A 16,103-nucleotide genomic window follows, 5' to 3' on the forward strand; every position below is an offset into this window, starting at 1 on the left:
TATAGAATTCGAGTTTGAACGTGCTCTTATATACGTTAAGCGCGAATGAGCGAGACAAGCAATGCCTTTTGAGAATGAAGACGGTTCTCTGCCTCATCCCAAACAACAGACTGTGGACCGTCAATAACTGATGATGTAACTTCTTGATCTCGTTTTGCCGGAAGACAATGCATAAAGATCGCATTTTTCTTTGCAGACTCCATCAATTTGGGGTTAACTTGGTATTTTGGAAGGAATTTTTTGATTCTCTTTGGATCATTGTTGTGAATAGAAGAATAAGTATCAGTTACAACAACATCAGCATCTTTAACTGCATTTAGTGGGTCAGTTGTTAGTTCGATAATAGTTGATTTTTGGGCTACTTTGATTGTCTTTTTGTTTGGCTCAAAGCCTTTGGGAGTTGCAATAGACATTGTTGCACCTGCCAATGCTGCACCATAAATCATGGAATTGCAGACATTATTACCATCACCAATCCATGCGATCTTAATTCCTTTGATTTTTTTCTTCTTTTCTTTTATTGTCATAAAGTCAGCCAAGATTTGACAAGGATGAAAAGTATCAGAGAGTCCATTAATTATCGGAATGGTTGCATTTTCAGATAACTGTTCTAACAATTTATGATCATAGACACGAGCCATTATACAATCAGTATATCGTGAAAGAGTTTTTGCAGTATCTTCAACAGATTCACCGCGTGACAACTGCATATCATTTGATGAGAGATTAACTGCATAACCTCCAAGTTGTGACATTCCAATTTCAAAACTAACTCGTGTTCGAGTAGACGGTTTTTGGAAAATCATTGTTAGTGTTTTGTTTTGTAGAACAGGTTTGTTGCCACCTTTCTTGAGTTGTTTTTTTAGTTTGATTGCATCATCGATCAAACCCATAAATTCCTTTGGGGATAATTCCGCTAAAGTGAGTAAATTTTTTGTTTTTAATTTCATCTTCTAAAGAACCCGAACCTACCCTTTTTCTTTTTTGGTTCTTCTTTATCATGTTTGTGAATCTCTTCTTCATCTTCTTCTTCATAATCATATTCTTCATCATCTTCGTCTTCATCATCGGGTTCTGGTTTTCCGTCTTTAATCCATTGACGAATTTTTTTGCCTAGTTTGAAAGCTTCATCATCATTTTCTGGCGGAGGTACATCAAACAAATCTGAATAAGTTGTAATCTCATCATCTTTGATTCCTTCAAAAGGATCATCAGGTTCTGGTGTTGGTTCTGGTGTTGGTTCTGGTGTTGGTTCTGGTGTTGGTTCTGGTGTTGGTTCTGGTGTTGGTTCTGGTGTTGGTTCTGGTGTTGGTTCTGGTGTTGGTTCTGGTGTTGGTTCTGGTGTTGGTTCTGGTGTTGGTTCTGGTGTTGGTTCTGGTGTTGGTTCTGGTGTTGGTTCTGGTGTTGGTTCTGGTGTTGGTTCTGGTGTTGGTTCTGGTGTTGGTTCTGGTGTTGGTTCTGGTGTTGGTTCTGGTGTTGGTTCTGGTGTTGGTTCTGGTGTTGGTTCTGGTGTTGGTTCTGGTGTTGGTTCTGGTGTTGGTTCTGGTGTTGGTTCTGGTGTTGGTTCTGGTGTTGGTTCTGGTGTTGGTTCTGGTGTCGGTTCTGGTGTCGGTTCTGGTGTCGGTTCTGGTGTTGGTTCTGGTGTTGGTTCTGGTGTCGGTTCTGGTGTCGGTTCTGGTGTCGGTTCTGGTGTTGGTTCTGGTGTTGGTTCTGGTGTTGGTTCTGGTGTTGGTTCTGGTGTCGGTTCTGGTGTCGGTTCTGGTGTTGGTTCTGGTGTTGGTTCTGGTTCTTTCTTTATGTCAACATCGTCTAGATTTCCAAAAACAGTTTCAAGAAAGATTTTCTTATCAAAAGGCTTTAGATCAGGGTATTCTTGTCCAACCCCAACATACATTACAGGAGTTGATGTTACTTTGACAATAGATAATGCAGCACCACCTCTTGCATCAGCATCACTCTTAGTAAGAATTGAACCATGAAAGTTTGTGTGTGCATGAAATTCACGGGCTTGATTGACAGTATCATTTCCTGCTAAAGAATCACCTACAAAAATTTTCAAATCAGGATTTACAACTTTGGTAATTTTTTCAATTTGTTGCATCAAGTTTTCACTTGTTTGCATTCTTCCTGCAGTGTCAATCAAAACAACATCTGTTTTGTGAGATTTTGCATACAATACTGCATCACGTGCTACAGCTGCAGGATCAGAATTATAATTTTGTGCAACAAGTTTTAGGTTAAGTCGATTAGTGTGTTCTCGTAATTGTTCAATTGCACCAGCCCTAAAAGTATCAGCAGCTGCAACAACAACAGAATATTTTTCTTGTTGCAACAGGTGTGCAATTTTAGCTAGTGATGTTGTCTTTCCAGTGCCGTTAATTCCAAGGAACAAAATTAGAAATGGTTGACCTTGTTCTTTTTTTTCATTAATTTTTCCAAAAAGATCAATTTCTCCGGCTGCATCAAAATGTGCAGATATACTTGAAATCAAACTATCTTTAACAAATTTTTCAATTTCTTTTTTGTCAACTTTAGAGCCAACCAGTTTTGCTTTTAGATCATCTTTGATCGAATCAATAACTTCAGTTGCAACATCAGATTCTAAGAGTGAGATTTCTAATTCAAAAAGGATGTCTTCAATGTCTTTTTCGTTGAGTTCTTTTTCACCAAAACTTTTCGCTGCAGTAGAAAACGCATTACGAAGTTTATCAAACATCGCTTATCCCGATTGTGGTGGTTGTCCAGGTTGCTGCATGGCTTGCATCATTTGATTGACTTGGGCCTTACCTTGTTCCAATCTTTGGGCAGCATCTTGTTTTTTTGCTGTAGTATCTTGTATTGCAATTTCAATTTCCTTGATTCTTTCTTCAAGATAATTAATTGCAGATGCAAAGTCTTTTTCAACTGCTACTCCTGCACCAATGTTTAGAATTATTTTGCTATCAGATGAAATTTTTGTTGGAACGTAAGTTCCCAGTCCAATTGGAACAAGAGTGTCAGATTCAGGATTTTTACTAAGAGATTTTATCGATTCAATAGCTGCAGTTGCTTCTCTAAATACACCAAGAAATGTATTTTCTCTTTGAGATAAATCTGCAAAATATGTTTCAAGCATTTGCATTTGCTGCATCAATTGTTCTGCTTGTTCTTGACTCATTTACAACATGGCTCTCTCTTATGGTTATAAATTCATTCATAGAAAGTGAATCAAAAAATGAATAAAAAATAAAGAATGAACTTTATTTTGCTTTAGAGAATCTGCTTTCTACCTCATCCCAGTTAACTACATTCCACCATGCTTCAATGTAAGCAGGTCTCTTGTTTTGGTAGTTGAGATAGTATGCGTGTTCCCAAACATCACAGCCTAACAATGGTACTAATCCTTCAGTTCTAGGACTTGTTTGGTTCGGCATTGATTTGTACTCAATCTTTCCAGAAGAAGGATTGTATACTAACCATCCCCAACCACTGCCTTGAATTACTGCTGTAGTGGATGAAAATTTCTCTTTGAAGTCGGCAAAACTTCCAAAGGAATCGTTGATTGCATCAGCAATAGATCCTCCAGGTTCTCCGCCTCCATTTGGTTTCATGTTATTCCAAAATAGCCTGTGGTTATCATAACCGCCACCGTTGAAATTAATTGCACCTCTTTTGTCTTCAGGAACTGAATTGATATCAGATAAAATATCTAAGATATCTTTGTCTTGAATTTCAGCTGGACATGCTTCAAGAGCTGCATTTAGTTTGTCAGTGTATGTTTGATGATGCTTTGTGTGATGAATCTCCATTGTTCTTGCGTCAATGTGAGGTTCTAATGCATCATAAGCATATGGCATTTCAGGAAGTGTGTATTTTCCCATGGATGCATTTGAGAATTTATTCCATTTATTGGTTTACAGGTAATCATTTTTACTTACTAAAATTGTTAGAAGATTTATGAAATTCTTAGTGATTTTTTCTTTTATTGTTGTAATTTTGATGGGGTTAGTTTTGACTCAAGCAATGAATTCTGAAAATCAAATCCACACATACTTGGAAAGAAGTGTTCCATTTGTTGGAACAGACATTCCAAGAATTCAAGGAATTGACGGAACAGGAATCAAAATAGCAATTATCGATACGGGTGTAGACTTTAACCATCCTGACTTGTTTGGGTGGGGACCAGATGGAAAAGTCATTGGGGGATACAACTTCATTCAAGAAGGTAAACCGCCAATAGATAACAACGGACACGGCACCCAAGTTGCAGGAGTAATTGCCGCTGACGGTCAAGCAGTAGGCGTAGCACCCAAGGCAAAAATCCTTGCTTACAAAGTTTCTGAAGATGGGGAAGGAGTATCATCAGATTTGATAATCAGGGCAATTGAGAAAGCAATTGAAGATGATGCAGACATTATCAATATCAGTTTAGGAGTTAACAAGACTAACACAAAGATTGAGAGAGCAGTGAATCAAGCACTAGAAAAAGAAATCTTTGTAGTAGCTGCAGCTGGAAATGATGGTCCAGATTTAGGAAGTATTGGAAGTCCTGGGAGAAACTTCGGTTCAGTTACAGTTGGTGCAACTTACAACAATCTCACATCAAGTTTGGTTGCAACACTAGAAGTCAATGAGAAGCCATACACAGTAATTCCAATGGCGGGAAACAAAAAGACAGAAGATGCAATTTCTGGAAAATTGGTTTTTGGAGGATACGGTAAAGTAGATGAACTAAAAGATCTTGATGTCAAAGATTCCATACTAATTGTTGAGAGAGGTAGTGATGTTGAAGGAGAGTTGTTATATTTTTCAATAAAGGAAACTAATGCTGCGGATGCAGGTGCAAAGGCAATGATTGTTTACAATAACATTCCAGGAATTTTTCTTGGAGAACTAGTACATGAGTTTATTGAACCAGACTATTCACCTAGAATTCCAGTAGTATCAATTGACAGAGAAGAGGGCTTAGAGATTGTTGAATCAATTAACGGAGATGAGGCTACACTGAATCTGTTTTTTAATCCAGACTATCTTGCACACTTTAGTTCAAGGGGACCAGTATCTCCATTTTACATCAAACCAGAAATAGTAGCACCAGGAGCATACATCAATACTACACAAAGTAATGCAGGATACAATTTTACCAGTGGAACTAGTTATGCGGCTCCTCACGTAAGCGGTGCTGCAGCCTTATTATTGCAAAAAAACCCTGAATTGCACCACCACGAGATAAAATCCCTATTACTTACCACAGTTGAGCCTGTATCTGATGCCTATGGGGATGAATTCTCAATACAAGAGTCAGGAGCAGGCAGGCTAAACATTGCAAAGGCATTTGATGCAAAATTGATCATAGAGCCCCCAAACTTTGTTGCACAAGCATCATCAGATAACAAAGTAGTCGAGAAGCAGTTCCAACTAAAATCATTAGATGGAACATTGGGGAGTTTTGACGTTACATTTGAAGGACCCAAATTCATAAAGTTCGGAGAGGAATTAATTGATGAAAGTATTTTGAATATAAGGATGAGTATGTTAGAAGATAACTTTGGAGAACATGAAGGAAAGATAAGACTAAGTCATGAAGGAACACAATATGTTGTTCCGTTTGTGTTACACTATACATCGGGTTCAATTTCAATAGTTCAACAAAATGAGAAACTGTTCTTTGATGTTTACCATCCAGAAGAGTGGAGTTTTGCAAAAATTTCAATTACAAACAGTAAAGATGGAAGAATTGATACAACAACTGCAACACCAAATAAAGCGGCATCAATTGATGTTTATGAAAATGCAGAGTATTGGGTTGATGCAAAAATTAGAGTCAACGGAAACACATCAAGTGCATACAATACCATTGATGTTAGAACACTTGAAGAAAGAGAAAGATTGGATCTGGGCATTCCAGAGAGACAAATGACAATAATTGCAGGTGCAGTTATTATAATTGGAATAATAGGTGTTGTTCTAAAAAGAAGATAGTTTATTGTGGTGGTTTTGGACCAGCATCAACAATTTCTTGTGCAACTCCATCAAATTTCTTAAAGTTCTCAACGAACATTTGAGCGAGTTTTTTTGCAGATAAATCATATTCGTCTTTGTCAACCCAAGTGTTTCTTGGATCTAAAATCTCAGATGGCACTCCTTCTACTTCAGTTGGGACATCTAGATTAAACAATTCATTGTGAGTGTATTTTACAATGTTAAGACCACCAGAAAGGGCAGCAGTAACCATTGCACGACTATACTTTATCTTGACTCTGCTTCCAACACCATATGGACCACCAGACCAACCAGTGTTAATGAGATAGACTACAGTGTTATGCTCATTGATTTTCTCTCCAAGTAATTTAGCGTAAACAGAGGCAGGTCTAGGCATGAATGGTGCTCCAAAGCACTGAGAGAATACGGATTTTGGCTCTTTGATTCCTCTTTCAGTTCCTGCAAGCTTGCTGGTATATCCAGACATAAAGTGGTACATTGCAGCTTCTTTTGTTAATCGAGATACAGGAGGCAATACGCCCAATGCATCTGCTGTCAAAAATATAATCACTTTAGGATTTCCACCAACACTTGGAATCACAGCACCTGGAATGAAATCCAAAGGATAGCCAACACGAGTGTTTTCAGTTAAAGAGTTATCATCATAATCAGGAACGTTGTCATTTAGAACTACGTTTTCTAAAAGTGCACCAGGTTTGATTGCATTCCAAATTTCTGGTTCTGCTTCTTGACTAAGGTTGATACATTTTGCATAACATCCACCTTCAAAGTTAAAAGTTCCATTGTCGGACCAACCATGTTCATCATCACCAATTAGTTTTCTATTTGGGTCTGCAGAAAGTGTAGTCTTTCCAGTACCAGATAAACCAAAGAACAATGCAGTGTCACCTTTCTCACCAATGTTTGCAGAACAGTGCATTGGGAAAATTCCTTTGTCAGGTAAGAGGAAGTTCATTACGCCAAACATTGACTTTTTCATTTCGCCTGCATATTCTGTTCCACCAATCAAGACAATCTTTCTTGTCAAGTCAATGAGAATGAATATGTCAGTTCTTGTTCCGTCAATCTCAGGATCTGCCTTAAAGTCATTAATACAAAGAATTGTAAATTCTGGTTCGTGTTTTTCTAGTTCCTCATTTGTAGGACGTATAAACAAATTACTTGAGAACATGTTTTGCCAAACATGGTCATTGATTACTCTAATTGGTAAACGGGTTTCAGGATCAGCTCCTACAAATCCATCAAAGACAAAGAGTTCTTTGTTATCAACAAAATTCTTCATTTTTTCTAATAATTTTTCAAATTTGCCACTTGGGAACTGGTGATTGATTTTACCCCAATCGATTGTTTCATGGGTTTTATCATCATATACGATAAATCGATCATCAGGTGAACGGCCAGTATATTTTCCAGTATCTACTGAAAGAGAGCCTGTAGAGTTGACTACACCCTCTTTTCTCTCAACTGCAAGGCTAACCATCTCGTCTGTGTTGAGATTTCTGTGTACTTTGGCAGGATTTATTCCAAAGTCCTTGAGTTGGGTTAAAAATTTGTCAGTTGTAGCATTACCTACTACTTGTGTCAGAGGGTTACGCCTCCAAAAATGGTGTCATTAATCCCAGGCTTGTTCATGAGATATTTCGATCCGCCTTCCATTTCCTTATTATCTCTTACCAATTGAAATTATTTTGACCATCTAGGAACGTATTTATTCCAAAATTCAAGAGTCAATCTGATGCCGATCAACAAAGACAAGATTGCAAAGAGACAGGAGATTAAAGAACACAATCCTGATTTTGAAAGACCAGAGAGCTGGCGTTATGTTAGACTTCAAACTGGTTGGAGAAAACCAAAAGGTATTGATCATCATCAGAGAAAACAATGGAGTAGAGGTCGTCCAGGTCTAGTTAAAGTTGGATTTGGTGGACCAAAAGATGCAAGAGGATTACACCCATCAGGATTTACAGATAATTTAGTTCATAATTTAGATGACTTGGCAAAACTTGACCCAAAGAAAGACGGAGTCAGATTAGGTCACGGCGTCGGTACTAGAAAAAGAAAAGAGATTGTTTCAAAAGCAGTTGAACAAAAATTCAAAATTTTCAATGCGAGAGTGAGTGCAAGTGGTAGTAAATCTTAAAGCTAAGAAAAGACTAGCATCCAGAGTTACTGGTGTTGGTATTCATAGAATAAAATTTGATTCAGACCATCTTACTGATGTAGCAGATGCAATCACAAGAGAGAACATCCGCAGTCTAATTACAGCTAACACAATTAGAATTGATTCATTCACTGGAACTTCTAGAGGAAGGGCACAAACTAAGAAGGATCAAAGAAACAAGAGAGGTACCAAACAAGGTTCAAAACAAGGACGTAAAGGTGCACGTGTTGGTAAGAAAGAAGTCTATGTTGCAAAGGTCCGCTCATTGAGAAGATTGCTAAAAATTGCAAAAGACAGAAAGGAATTGACTAATCCAGAATTTTGGGCACTCTACAAAAAAGTAGGTGGAAACACAGTCAGAAACAAGGCCCACTTGAGACAGTTAATGGAAGAGATTGTTGCAAAAAGAAAAAACTAGAACTTTTCAAAAATCCTTTTAATTCAAAAAATCTAGTTTAGATTAGGACAGATGTTCTCAAGGCAACATCCATGGATCATGTCAACATGAATGTAAGAGATATAGCAAAAACAGTAGAATTTTACAAAAATTTGTTTGGATTTGAGATTAGAAAAGATGACAACTCACCAAACAAGATGGATGCACCTTCAAAGATCATTGGAAATGATTCAATCAAACTTTGTTTGTATGAAGACCCACAAGTAATTCCTACTGGCGGAATTGCGCATTTTGGATTTCATGTTGAGAACTTTGATGACATTATGCAAAAATGCAACGAGTTTGGAGTGGAAGTACTTTATGACGGACCAGTAGAATTTGAGAAATCAAGTTCAGTATACATTAAAGACCCAACAGGGTACGACATTGAGTTAAGTAAAGTATCTGGTGGCGGATTGTGAGTTAGAATCTATAAACAGTTTTTTCCCAATCTAGAATTTTACCATTTTCAATTTTGATACCTTCATCATTTAGCATCTTTGTTTTGATATGCTCACCATATGCATATCCACCAACCTTGCCATTGGACATTACAACTCTATGACATGGAATTATTACAGGGTAGGGATTCTTGGTCATTATTCTGCCAACTGCTCGTTGTCCATTCTTTAGACCAACTGCCTTTGCAAGTTCACCATAAGTTGTGATTTGGCCTTTTGGAACTTCTAGTAATTTTTTGTAAATCTTTTTCTCAAGACTCAAAGTTTGACTACCTCAAGTTCTGTAGATTCTAGAAGGTCAAGAACTTTTTGCTTGTTTGGTCCCAATCCATTCCAATCTAGCAGAGCAAATTTAGCCATATTGTTTTGTTTGAGAATATGTGAGAACAACTCTTCATCAAGATTGTCAAGGGCATGTTTTGGAATTACTGTTCCAAGGGCATATTTACCATCAAGTAGTTGTTCTGTAAACTTTGTTGGATAGTGAGTTCCACCAAAACATATTGCAACTGGGTTTTTTGGAATATTATTTGACATTACCTCATGAACTAGCTTTGCAACTCTATGACACAGATTCTCATCAGTCCATTGTTTTTCAGTGGTTCCAATTTCAATGAATATTGCAGGTTTTTTGAGATCTGTGGGGCCATGATGTGTTGCCTCTATCGTAATATCAAACTCTGCAAAATCAGATTGATGATCACGTAAAGTTTGAAGATATTTTTTTTGTAAATCAGGATGTGGGATTGCTACTTGTCTATCTTTTCCACCAAACTTTGCTTCTGAAAAATTTCCGGTGCTGTGACAAGTGAGTGCAAGAACTCCAGATTCAGCTGCATGTTTTGATAAAAATACAAATCCATCATAAGCATATTTTTCTTCTAACCAATCTGCAGAGATTGCAGGAGTCGAAATAATTACCAAATCATAACACTTGCCGTGAAATACATCTCCTTCTTGAGTCATATTCTTGGAAAGAAATTTTGCCATATTGTGACCAGCAGGATCATCAGCGTATGCAATTAACAGTTCCATGAAATAAGAGATATAAAGAGACCCTATTAATTTCCACCAATGAACCCGAAGCAGAAATTGAAAGATATGGCAAATACTCTAAAAATGGCAAAAAAGCCAAACAAAGATGAGTATCAACAACATCTCAGATTAGTGTTGTTAGGTATTGGCGGTATAGGTTGTATTGGATTTATCATTCAGTTTGTCTTTTCGGTAATCACGTTTGGAAGGTAAAATTGTCAGAAGAAGTAAAATCACATTTGTTTGCAATTAGAACCACTGGTGGACAAGAAAAAGTGGTAATGAGGTTATTAGAAGCAAAAGCTAACGCTAATCAAATCAATATTCAATCAGTATTTTGGGTAAATGATCTTAAAGGATATGTTGTCATTGAAGCAGTTAATCCAAGTGACGCATACATGGCAGTAGAAGGTGTTAGACACATCCGAGGTCAATTAAGAGGAGAATTAGAATTCAAAGACATAGAAGGATACCTGGTAAAGAAATCAACAGTATCAACATTAGCAGTAGATAATGTTGTAGAAATCACTGGCGGCCCATTTAAGGGAATGAAGGCAACAATCACCAGGATCGATCCAGATAAGGAAGAAGCTACTGTTGTTTTGCTTGATGCATCATACCAGCTACCAGTCACAGTTGACGCAAACTATCTAAAACTATCAACAGAGGGTTAGGAAGGATTAAATTTTCATTTTAAGGCGATAAAATATGGGAGAACAAAAAATTTCATCACTTGTAACAGGAGGAGGAGCATCTGCAGGTCCACCTTTGGGTCCAGCACTAGGTCCACTCGGCGTTAACATTATGGAAGTTATCAATGCAATTAACGATAAAACAAAAGACTTTGAGGGAATGAAAGTTCCGGTCACCGTTATTGTTGATAGTGATACAAAAAAGTATGAGATTGAAATCGGTATCCCATCAGCAGCTGCACTCATCATGAAAGAGGCAGGAATCCAAAAAGGTTCTGGTGCTTCTGGAACTGAATGGGCAGGAGATGTTACAATGGAAGCAATTGTTAAAGTTGCAAACACTAAACTAGAGAATTCTTATGCATCATCACTAAAATCAGTTGCAAAAACTATCGTTGGTACATGCCTTGCTTTAGGAGTTAAAGTAGAAGGAAAAACTCCAAAAGAGATTACAGCAGAAATCAATGAAGGTAAATGGGATGAGAAATTCCAATAATTAAACTCGAGTTTTATCTACATCATCTAAAATTTTCTGCATACAATTATGACAAATCACATCATGGATAGATAATTTTTGAATCGCATTATGATCTTGTACTTTTGAATCATAAGTTGCAGATATCACTATTTTGTTGCTCCAGACTTCAAAGTCTTCTTTTTTCTTAGAGCATACAAAACAATTCATGATGCAGTTACAGGTTTTGTGTATAAAACCTAAACATCATTTCCTGTAACTACCCATTCAAGTGCCCTGAGAACACCCTGATAGTACTTCATTGCATCCATAGATTCAGCACTAACCAATCTTTGTTCAATTTCTTTTCTATATTCTGCAACCTCATCTTCTGTTTTCATAAATTTACAAAAAAAATTAGTATAAAAAAATGCAGATGACCATAAACCTTGTTATAGCAGATCAGGGAAAATATATCATGGACCCACTTAACAAAAATTTAGTATCTTTGGCAGTAGAAAAGGCACTACTTGAGATGGGAAAAATTGAACTAAAAATGGTAGAATCAAAATTAACAAATGAGTATCAAATCAAAATTGATGAATGTATGGAAAATCCGACTTGTTTAAAGCAAATACTACAAGAGATGTTTGGAAATGCATATACAGACATTCTAAAATCAATAGAAAACAGTTTTGAAAAACTTACTCTTGATGAAGAAATGACTAATTTCATTACTGTTTTGAGAAACTGATGATAAAAATTCAAAATTCATCGCGTATTATAGATAATGTAATTTTTGCAATTTTCGGATTTGCAGGAATTTTACTTTTTTTTCTAGTAGTTAATGCATTTGATCTAGAAGAATATCCAATAATAGAAAACATGTATGCAACAGATATTCTATTCATAATTTTACCTGTTATTGCAATAATCTTAGGTGTGATTCTTTCTGTAGAATATAGATTCAAAGGTAATCATGGAAAGGCTTGGATATTTTTCACAGTAGCAATAACTATTTGGTTTGCAGGGGAATTAACATACTCGTATGATACAGAAGTTGATCCTCAAGACATATCAACACTAACTAGTGACATTTTCTATATTTCTGGATATCCAATATTTTTTGTATTTACAATTTTTTATCTAAAATCAAGATCTAAAATAATTTCAAGAAAGACGATAGTTGGTGCAGTTATACTAAGTGCTACTTTTGGAATACCTACACTATACTTGACAATAGGTATTGATGATGAATTATCGGACTTTGAGGTACTGCTGTATGGAACATATCCACTTTTAGCTACATTACTTTTAGTGCCATCAATAATCGCCGCATCTTTGTTTTTCAGAGGCCATGTAGGACTATTATGGTTATTAATGATGATGGGGGCTTTCACAGATGTTATTGCAGATACATTATACTTGACACAAGAAATTGAGGGCAGTTATGGAGCAGGGAATTTGATAGATGTATTCTATTTGTGGTCGTATGTGTTTTATTCATTAGGAGCTTGGAGTTTTATCAAAACATATAGAGATGCAATAAAAAAAAATCAGACTTGATGTTTTACATTTAATTTTTATTTTTTCTTCAAGACTGTAAACAATGCTTTAGGTTCAAACTCTAAAGTACCACGAAAAACACTATCTTCAAATTTTTTTATATCAAAATTATCTCCAAATGAATCAACTATATCTTGTTGAGATATTTTGTGAGGCATGTCATTGTCTGGAAGATTTTTTTCATTAACACTCATGCATTTTAAAAACATAATTCCATTATCATTTAAAATTCGAGTTATTTGTTTCACATATTGAGGTCGTTGGGATACATCAAAAACGTGGAAAACACCTCTATCAAAAATAAAATCAAATTTACAGTCAGGAAGATTAGAGTTTAGAACGTCATCTACTAGAAATTGGATTTTTTCAGATAGTTTGTGAGCTTTTTCTATGGCATGTTTAGAGATATCTGTTCCAGTTACAGTAAATCCATATTTTGATAATTCCAAGGCTTGAGTTCCAGGACCAGTACCTAAATCCAGAAAATTTCCAGAATTGTAACTATTTGATCTAATTTCATGTTCAACGTCATGATCTAAATTCTTTTCAAACCACGGCATTGTAGTTACATCTGTTTCTTTATAGTAATCATCCCACCCAGGAAAAGTTTCTTTGAAATTCTCTAATTCATCATTTTTCATATTCATAGTTGTAAAACATTAGATAAATGGATTTTTGATAAAACCGTTTGCCAAGAGAACTACAATTCCTACGGCAGTTCCTGTTCCTCCAAGAATTCCTATCAAAAAGGCAGCATCACGTTTATCCATTTGAAATGAGTCAGAAATTTGCAACTTATGAATTTAGAGTTTTGGGAGTTGCCCTGTTTTATCTAGATTTGATTTGCACACCTTACAATACAATCGAATTTCACTCGAGGGAAATTCAGCACCACAATTCTTACAAGTGTAGAGTTTAGTCTCTCCCATGAATCTATAACACAGGTTAAAGACTTAAGCATTGATAATTTTGTATTTAGCGTACTTTTTCAGATTTTTCTTGTGCAGTATCAATTCCATACTGTTCTTTTCTCTTCTTGTTTGATAATTCACAATAGAAAATTTGTTTTTCTTCAGACATTATGTGTATTAGTTTGTTTGATTATTAATAGATGATGTATGAATTATGCCAATTCATTAAGATATACTGGATCTTTGTCAGTCTTTTGTAATTCAACAAAGGTTTCGGTATTTTGTATTCCTTCAATTTTTCCAATCTTCTCGATTACTACTGCGTGAAGGGATTCAAGATTCTTGGAATATACTTGAATCATGATATCGAATCTTCCAGTAACTTCTGAAATTGATACGACCTCAGGGGTTTCCATGAATTTTTTGTGGATTGTGTCTTTGAATTTTGGATCTCTGTTGATTCCAACGTTTGCCTTTACACCAATTCCAAGTAAAGAATCATCAATTTCGACTGTGAATTTCTTTATGAGTTTCTTTTTGACCAATCTCTTGATTCGGCTGTAAAGCACAGATGCATTGATTCCCAGTTTCTTTGAGAGTATTGGAACTGAGATCGAACCATCTTTGGTTAATTCAAAGAGTAATTTCATATCAAGTTCATCGAATCTATGCAAGGTATTCGAAAATTCTCGTTGTGATTTAATATATGTAGGTTTTGAGAAGAATTTGATGTGTATTTTCAATTATTTTGGGTAAAAAATGAAATTTTTTAAAATAATCAATACCAAGAGAATTCCTGCCTCTAAACGATTTTAAGTAGGCTCTCTCGAAATTGTTCGTAATGATTACAGAGGCCCAATTAGTTGATATGGTAAAAGAGGCAAAGACTACAACTAAAGCAAAGAAATTCAAGCAGTCAATAGAGTTGATTGTAAATTTCAAGGATATTGATGTCAAGAAAGGATTTGCACTCAACGAAGTCGTTCAGCTTCCAAAAACCAGTTCGCCTGCAACAGTATGTGTTATTGCAACAGGAGATATGGGAACAAAAGCTAAAGCAGCAAAAGCAGACTCTGTTATCGGAAATGAAGAACTAAACAAGTTTGGAGCAAACAAAAGAGAATCTAGAAAATTCATCAACAAGTATGATTTCTTTTTGGCAGATACACAAATCATGCCAACAGTCGGTAAAACCTTGGGTCAACTATTAGGTCCTAGAGGAAAGATGCCAACGCCAGTTCCATTTAATGCACCTATTGAATCATTTTTGTCAAGATTTAGATCATCAATTAAAGTTAGAACAAGAGCATCACTTTCTGTTTCATGTAAAATCGGCGATGAGACAATGGAAGATGCAGACTTGGCAGTAAATGCACATGCAGTTCTAAGTGCAATTGAAAAGAAATTACCAAACGGTGAGAAGAACATGAAAAGAGTCATGATCAAAACCACAATGGGAAAACCAATTAAACAACTACAAGAGGTTAAGAAGAAGTTTGCATGAAAATAGAACCACTTATCCCAAGAGAAAAGCTCAGATGTATCAGCAATTACAAGAGCTTCCAAAAAAATACAAAGTAATGGCAATTATCAAAATGAGCAAGGTACGTTCTACTCAGATACTACCTTTAAGAAAAACTCTCAAAGAAGATGTAGAGTTTTTTAGCATAAAAGACAAAGTTGCACAAAAAGCATTAGAGAATTTAGATATTCCTGGAATGAAGGATATGATTGGAGAGTTCAAAGGACAAATAATGCTCATGTTTACAAACATGTCACCATTCAAGCTTAACGTACTCTTGGCAAAGAACAAAATCATGATGATGGCAAGAGGAGGAGACATTGCAAGTATTGATGTGGTGGTTCCAGCAAAGAATACTGGAATTGCACCAGGACCAATGCTTACAGAATTCAAAGAGGCAGGAATTCCAACCAAGATTGACCAAGGTACAATCTGGATTGCAAAAGATTCCACACCAGTAGCCAAAGGTGAGGCAATCAATGAGAAACTTGCAGCAATTTTAGGTAAATTAGATATCAAACCAGTAGAAGCTGGAATTACATTATTCACAGCACTTGAGGACGGACTCAAGTATGCCGAAGAAGAGATGGTAATTGATGTTGAGAAGATTAGAGATGAATTTGCACAAGCACATCAAGAAGCAATTTCACTATCTATTGAGGCAGCATATGTCACACCAGAAAACATCGAACAGATATTGGTTAAAGCAGCACAATCAGCACGTTCTGTATCCGTTGAATCAGGTTACATGACTGATGAGACTAAAGAACAAATCTTGCAAAAGGCAGATTCTCAAGCAAGAGCAGTTGCAGGTCAAGCAAAAGATTACACTCCAGCATAAACCAAAAACAATTCTTTCAAGTGGTAACTAGTAACAAAAGAG

Annotated in this window: 22 protein-coding genes; 11 read left to right on the forward strand and 11 right to left on the reverse strand. The window is 36.1% G+C overall.

The features are described 5' to 3' along the window. Positions 1-35 precede the first annotated feature (35 nt). From argF to ACQY22_RS00935, 4 genes are all read right to left on the reverse strand, one after another. Positions 36-950 carry an ornithine carbamoyltransferase gene (gene argF / locus ACQY22_RS00920; RefSeq protein WP_428324694.1) on the reverse strand — a complete coding sequence of 305 codons (915 nt, stop codon included), beginning with the start codon at positions 948-950 and terminating at the stop codon, positions 36-38. After that, the gene (gene ftsY, locus ACQY22_RS00925) at positions 947-2,716 is read right to left on the reverse strand and encodes a signal recognition particle-docking protein FtsY (RefSeq protein WP_428324695.1); all 1,770 of its coding nucleotides are present in this window, start codon (positions 2,714-2,716) and stop codon (positions 947-949) included. The genes argF and ftsY overlap by 4 nt, the downstream gene beginning before the upstream one ends. Before the next feature lie 3 nt (positions 2,717-2,719). After that, on the reverse strand, positions 2,720-3,157 hold the full coding sequence (pfdA, locus tag ACQY22_RS00930) for a prefoldin subunit alpha (protein WP_428324696.1): 438 nt from the start codon (positions 3,155-3,157) through the stop codon (positions 2,720-2,722). An 82-nt stretch (positions 3,158-3,239) separates the two neighbouring features. Beyond that, positions 3,240-3,860: a superoxide dismutase gene (locus tag ACQY22_RS00935; RefSeq protein ID WP_428324697.1), complete on the reverse strand. Its 621-nt coding sequence runs from the start codon at positions 3,858-3,860 to the stop codon at positions 3,240-3,242. A gap of 76 nt (positions 3,861-3,936) precedes the next feature. Between ACQY22_RS00935 and ACQY22_RS00940 the strand changes: the two genes are divergently transcribed. Then, complete coding sequence (locus ACQY22_RS00940) at positions 3,937-5,961, forward strand: S8 family serine peptidase (RefSeq protein WP_428324698.1); 2,025 nt, start codon at positions 3,937-3,939, stop codon at positions 5,959-5,961. Between the two features lies 1 nt (position 5,962). On the opposite strand, the gene pckA is transcribed toward ACQY22_RS00940, so the two are convergent. Next, entirely contained in the window at positions 5,963-7,567 is a 1,605-nt protein-coding gene (pckA, locus tag ACQY22_RS00945) for a phosphoenolpyruvate carboxykinase (ATP) (protein ID WP_428325555.1), read from the reverse strand. Positions 7,568-7,717: 150 nt separating this feature from the next. On the opposite strand from pckA, the gene ACQY22_RS00950 reads away from it, so the two are divergent. The 3 genes from ACQY22_RS00950 to ACQY22_RS00960 all read left to right on the forward strand — a co-directional run bounded on the left by ACQY22_RS00950 (position 7,718) and on the right by ACQY22_RS00960 (position 9,001). Next, on the forward strand, positions 7,718-8,122 hold the full coding sequence (locus ACQY22_RS00950; RefSeq protein WP_428324699.1) for a 50S ribosomal protein L32e: 405 nt from the start codon (positions 7,718-7,720) through the stop codon (positions 8,120-8,122). Then, complete coding sequence (locus tag ACQY22_RS00955) at positions 8,106-8,561, forward strand: 50S ribosomal protein L19e (RefSeq protein ID WP_428324700.1); 456 nt, start codon at positions 8,106-8,108, stop codon at positions 8,559-8,561. The genes ACQY22_RS00950 and ACQY22_RS00955 overlap by 17 nt, the downstream gene beginning before the upstream one ends. A gap of 71 nt (positions 8,562-8,632) precedes the next feature. Beyond that, positions 8,633-9,001 carry a VOC family protein gene (locus tag ACQY22_RS00960; RefSeq protein ID WP_428324701.1) on the forward strand — a complete coding sequence of 123 codons (369 nt, stop codon included), beginning with the start codon at positions 8,633-8,635 and terminating at the stop codon, positions 8,999-9,001. Between the two features lies 1 nt (position 9,002). Here ACQY22_RS00960 and ACQY22_RS00965 read toward each other — a convergent pair whose 3' ends face one another. Continuing rightward, on the reverse strand, positions 9,003-9,302 hold the full coding sequence (locus ACQY22_RS00965; protein WP_428324702.1) for a methylated-DNA--[protein]-cysteine S-methyltransferase: 300 nt from the start codon (positions 9,300-9,302) through the stop codon (positions 9,003-9,005). Continuing rightward, on the reverse strand, positions 9,299-10,075 hold the full coding sequence (locus tag ACQY22_RS00970) for a D-aminoacyl-tRNA deacylase (protein ID WP_428324703.1): 777 nt from the start codon (positions 10,073-10,075) through the stop codon (positions 9,299-9,301). Before ACQY22_RS00970 ends, ACQY22_RS00965 begins: the two co-directional genes overlap by 4 nt. A 66-nt stretch (positions 10,076-10,141) precedes the next feature. Between ACQY22_RS00970 and ACQY22_RS00975 the strand changes: the two genes are divergently transcribed. From ACQY22_RS00975 to ACQY22_RS00985, 3 genes are read left to right on the forward strand one after another with little or no spacing between them, the layout of a single operon-like run. After that, positions 10,142-10,288, forward strand: a complete 147-nt coding sequence (locus ACQY22_RS00975) for a protein translocase SEC61 complex subunit gamma (protein WP_428324704.1) — start codon at positions 10,142-10,144, stop codon at positions 10,286-10,288. Between the two features lie 2 nt (positions 10,289-10,290). Beyond that, positions 10,291-10,749 carry a transcription elongation factor Spt5 gene (locus ACQY22_RS00980; protein WP_428324705.1) on the forward strand — a complete coding sequence of 153 codons (459 nt, stop codon included), beginning with the start codon at positions 10,291-10,293 and terminating at the stop codon, positions 10,747-10,749. A gap of 34 nt (positions 10,750-10,783) precedes the next feature. Further along, a complete protein-coding gene (locus ACQY22_RS00985) occupies positions 10,784-11,263 on the forward strand; it encodes a 50S ribosomal protein L11 (RefSeq protein ID WP_428324706.1) in 480 nt (159 codons plus the stop codon). Here ACQY22_RS00985 and ACQY22_RS00990 read toward each other — a convergent pair whose 3' ends face one another. Together ACQY22_RS00990 and ACQY22_RS00995 are read right to left on the reverse strand one after the other, a co-directional pair. Next, positions 11,264-11,452, reverse strand: coding sequence for a hypothetical protein (locus tag ACQY22_RS00990; protein ID WP_428324707.1), 189 nt, complete (start codon positions 11,450-11,452; stop codon positions 11,264-11,266). A 29-nt stretch (positions 11,453-11,481) separates the two neighbouring features. Continuing rightward, positions 11,482-11,622, reverse strand: coding sequence for a hypothetical protein (locus ACQY22_RS00995; protein WP_428324708.1), 141 nt, complete (start codon positions 11,620-11,622; stop codon positions 11,482-11,484). 35 nt (positions 11,623-11,657) lie between these two features. Here ACQY22_RS00995 and ACQY22_RS01000 point away from each other — a divergent pair, with 35 nt between their 5' ends. After that, positions 11,658-11,975, forward strand: a complete 318-nt coding sequence (locus ACQY22_RS01000) for a hypothetical protein (RefSeq protein ID WP_428324709.1) — start codon at positions 11,658-11,660, stop codon at positions 11,973-11,975. Beyond that, on the forward strand, positions 11,975-12,787 hold the full coding sequence (locus ACQY22_RS01005; protein WP_428324710.1) for a hypothetical protein: 813 nt from the start codon (positions 11,975-11,977) through the stop codon (positions 12,785-12,787). Before ACQY22_RS01000 ends, ACQY22_RS01005 begins: the two co-directional genes overlap by 1 nt. Before the next feature lie 17 nt (positions 12,788-12,804). Here ACQY22_RS01005 and ACQY22_RS01010 read toward each other — a convergent pair whose 3' ends face one another. After that, positions 12,805-13,428 carry a class I SAM-dependent methyltransferase gene (locus tag ACQY22_RS01010; RefSeq protein WP_428324711.1) on the reverse strand — a complete coding sequence of 208 codons (624 nt, stop codon included), beginning with the start codon at positions 13,426-13,428 and terminating at the stop codon, positions 12,805-12,807. Between the two features lie 482 nt (positions 13,429-13,910). Next, complete coding sequence (locus ACQY22_RS01015) at positions 13,911-14,348, reverse strand: Lrp/AsnC family transcriptional regulator (protein WP_428325556.1); 438 nt, start codon at positions 14,346-14,348, stop codon at positions 13,911-13,913. 191 nt (positions 14,349-14,539) lie between these two features. Between ACQY22_RS01015 and ACQY22_RS01020 the strand changes: the two genes are divergently transcribed. Both ACQY22_RS01020 and ACQY22_RS01025 read left to right on the forward strand, forming a co-directional pair. Further along, positions 14,540-15,202, forward strand: a complete 663-nt coding sequence (locus tag ACQY22_RS01020) for a 50S ribosomal protein L1 (RefSeq protein WP_428324712.1) — start codon at positions 14,540-14,542, stop codon at positions 15,200-15,202. After that, a complete protein-coding gene (locus tag ACQY22_RS01025; protein ID WP_428324713.1) occupies positions 15,195-16,061 on the forward strand; it encodes a 50S ribosomal protein L10 in 867 nt (288 codons plus the stop codon). Before ACQY22_RS01020 ends, ACQY22_RS01025 begins: the two co-directional genes overlap by 8 nt. Positions 16,062-16,103: the final 42 nt, after the last annotated feature.

Origin of the sequence: Candidatus Nitrosopumilus sp., from assembly GCF_965263415.1 — an archaeon.
GTDB lineage: Archaea > Thermoproteota > Nitrososphaeria > Nitrososphaerales > Nitrosopumilaceae > Nitrosopumilus.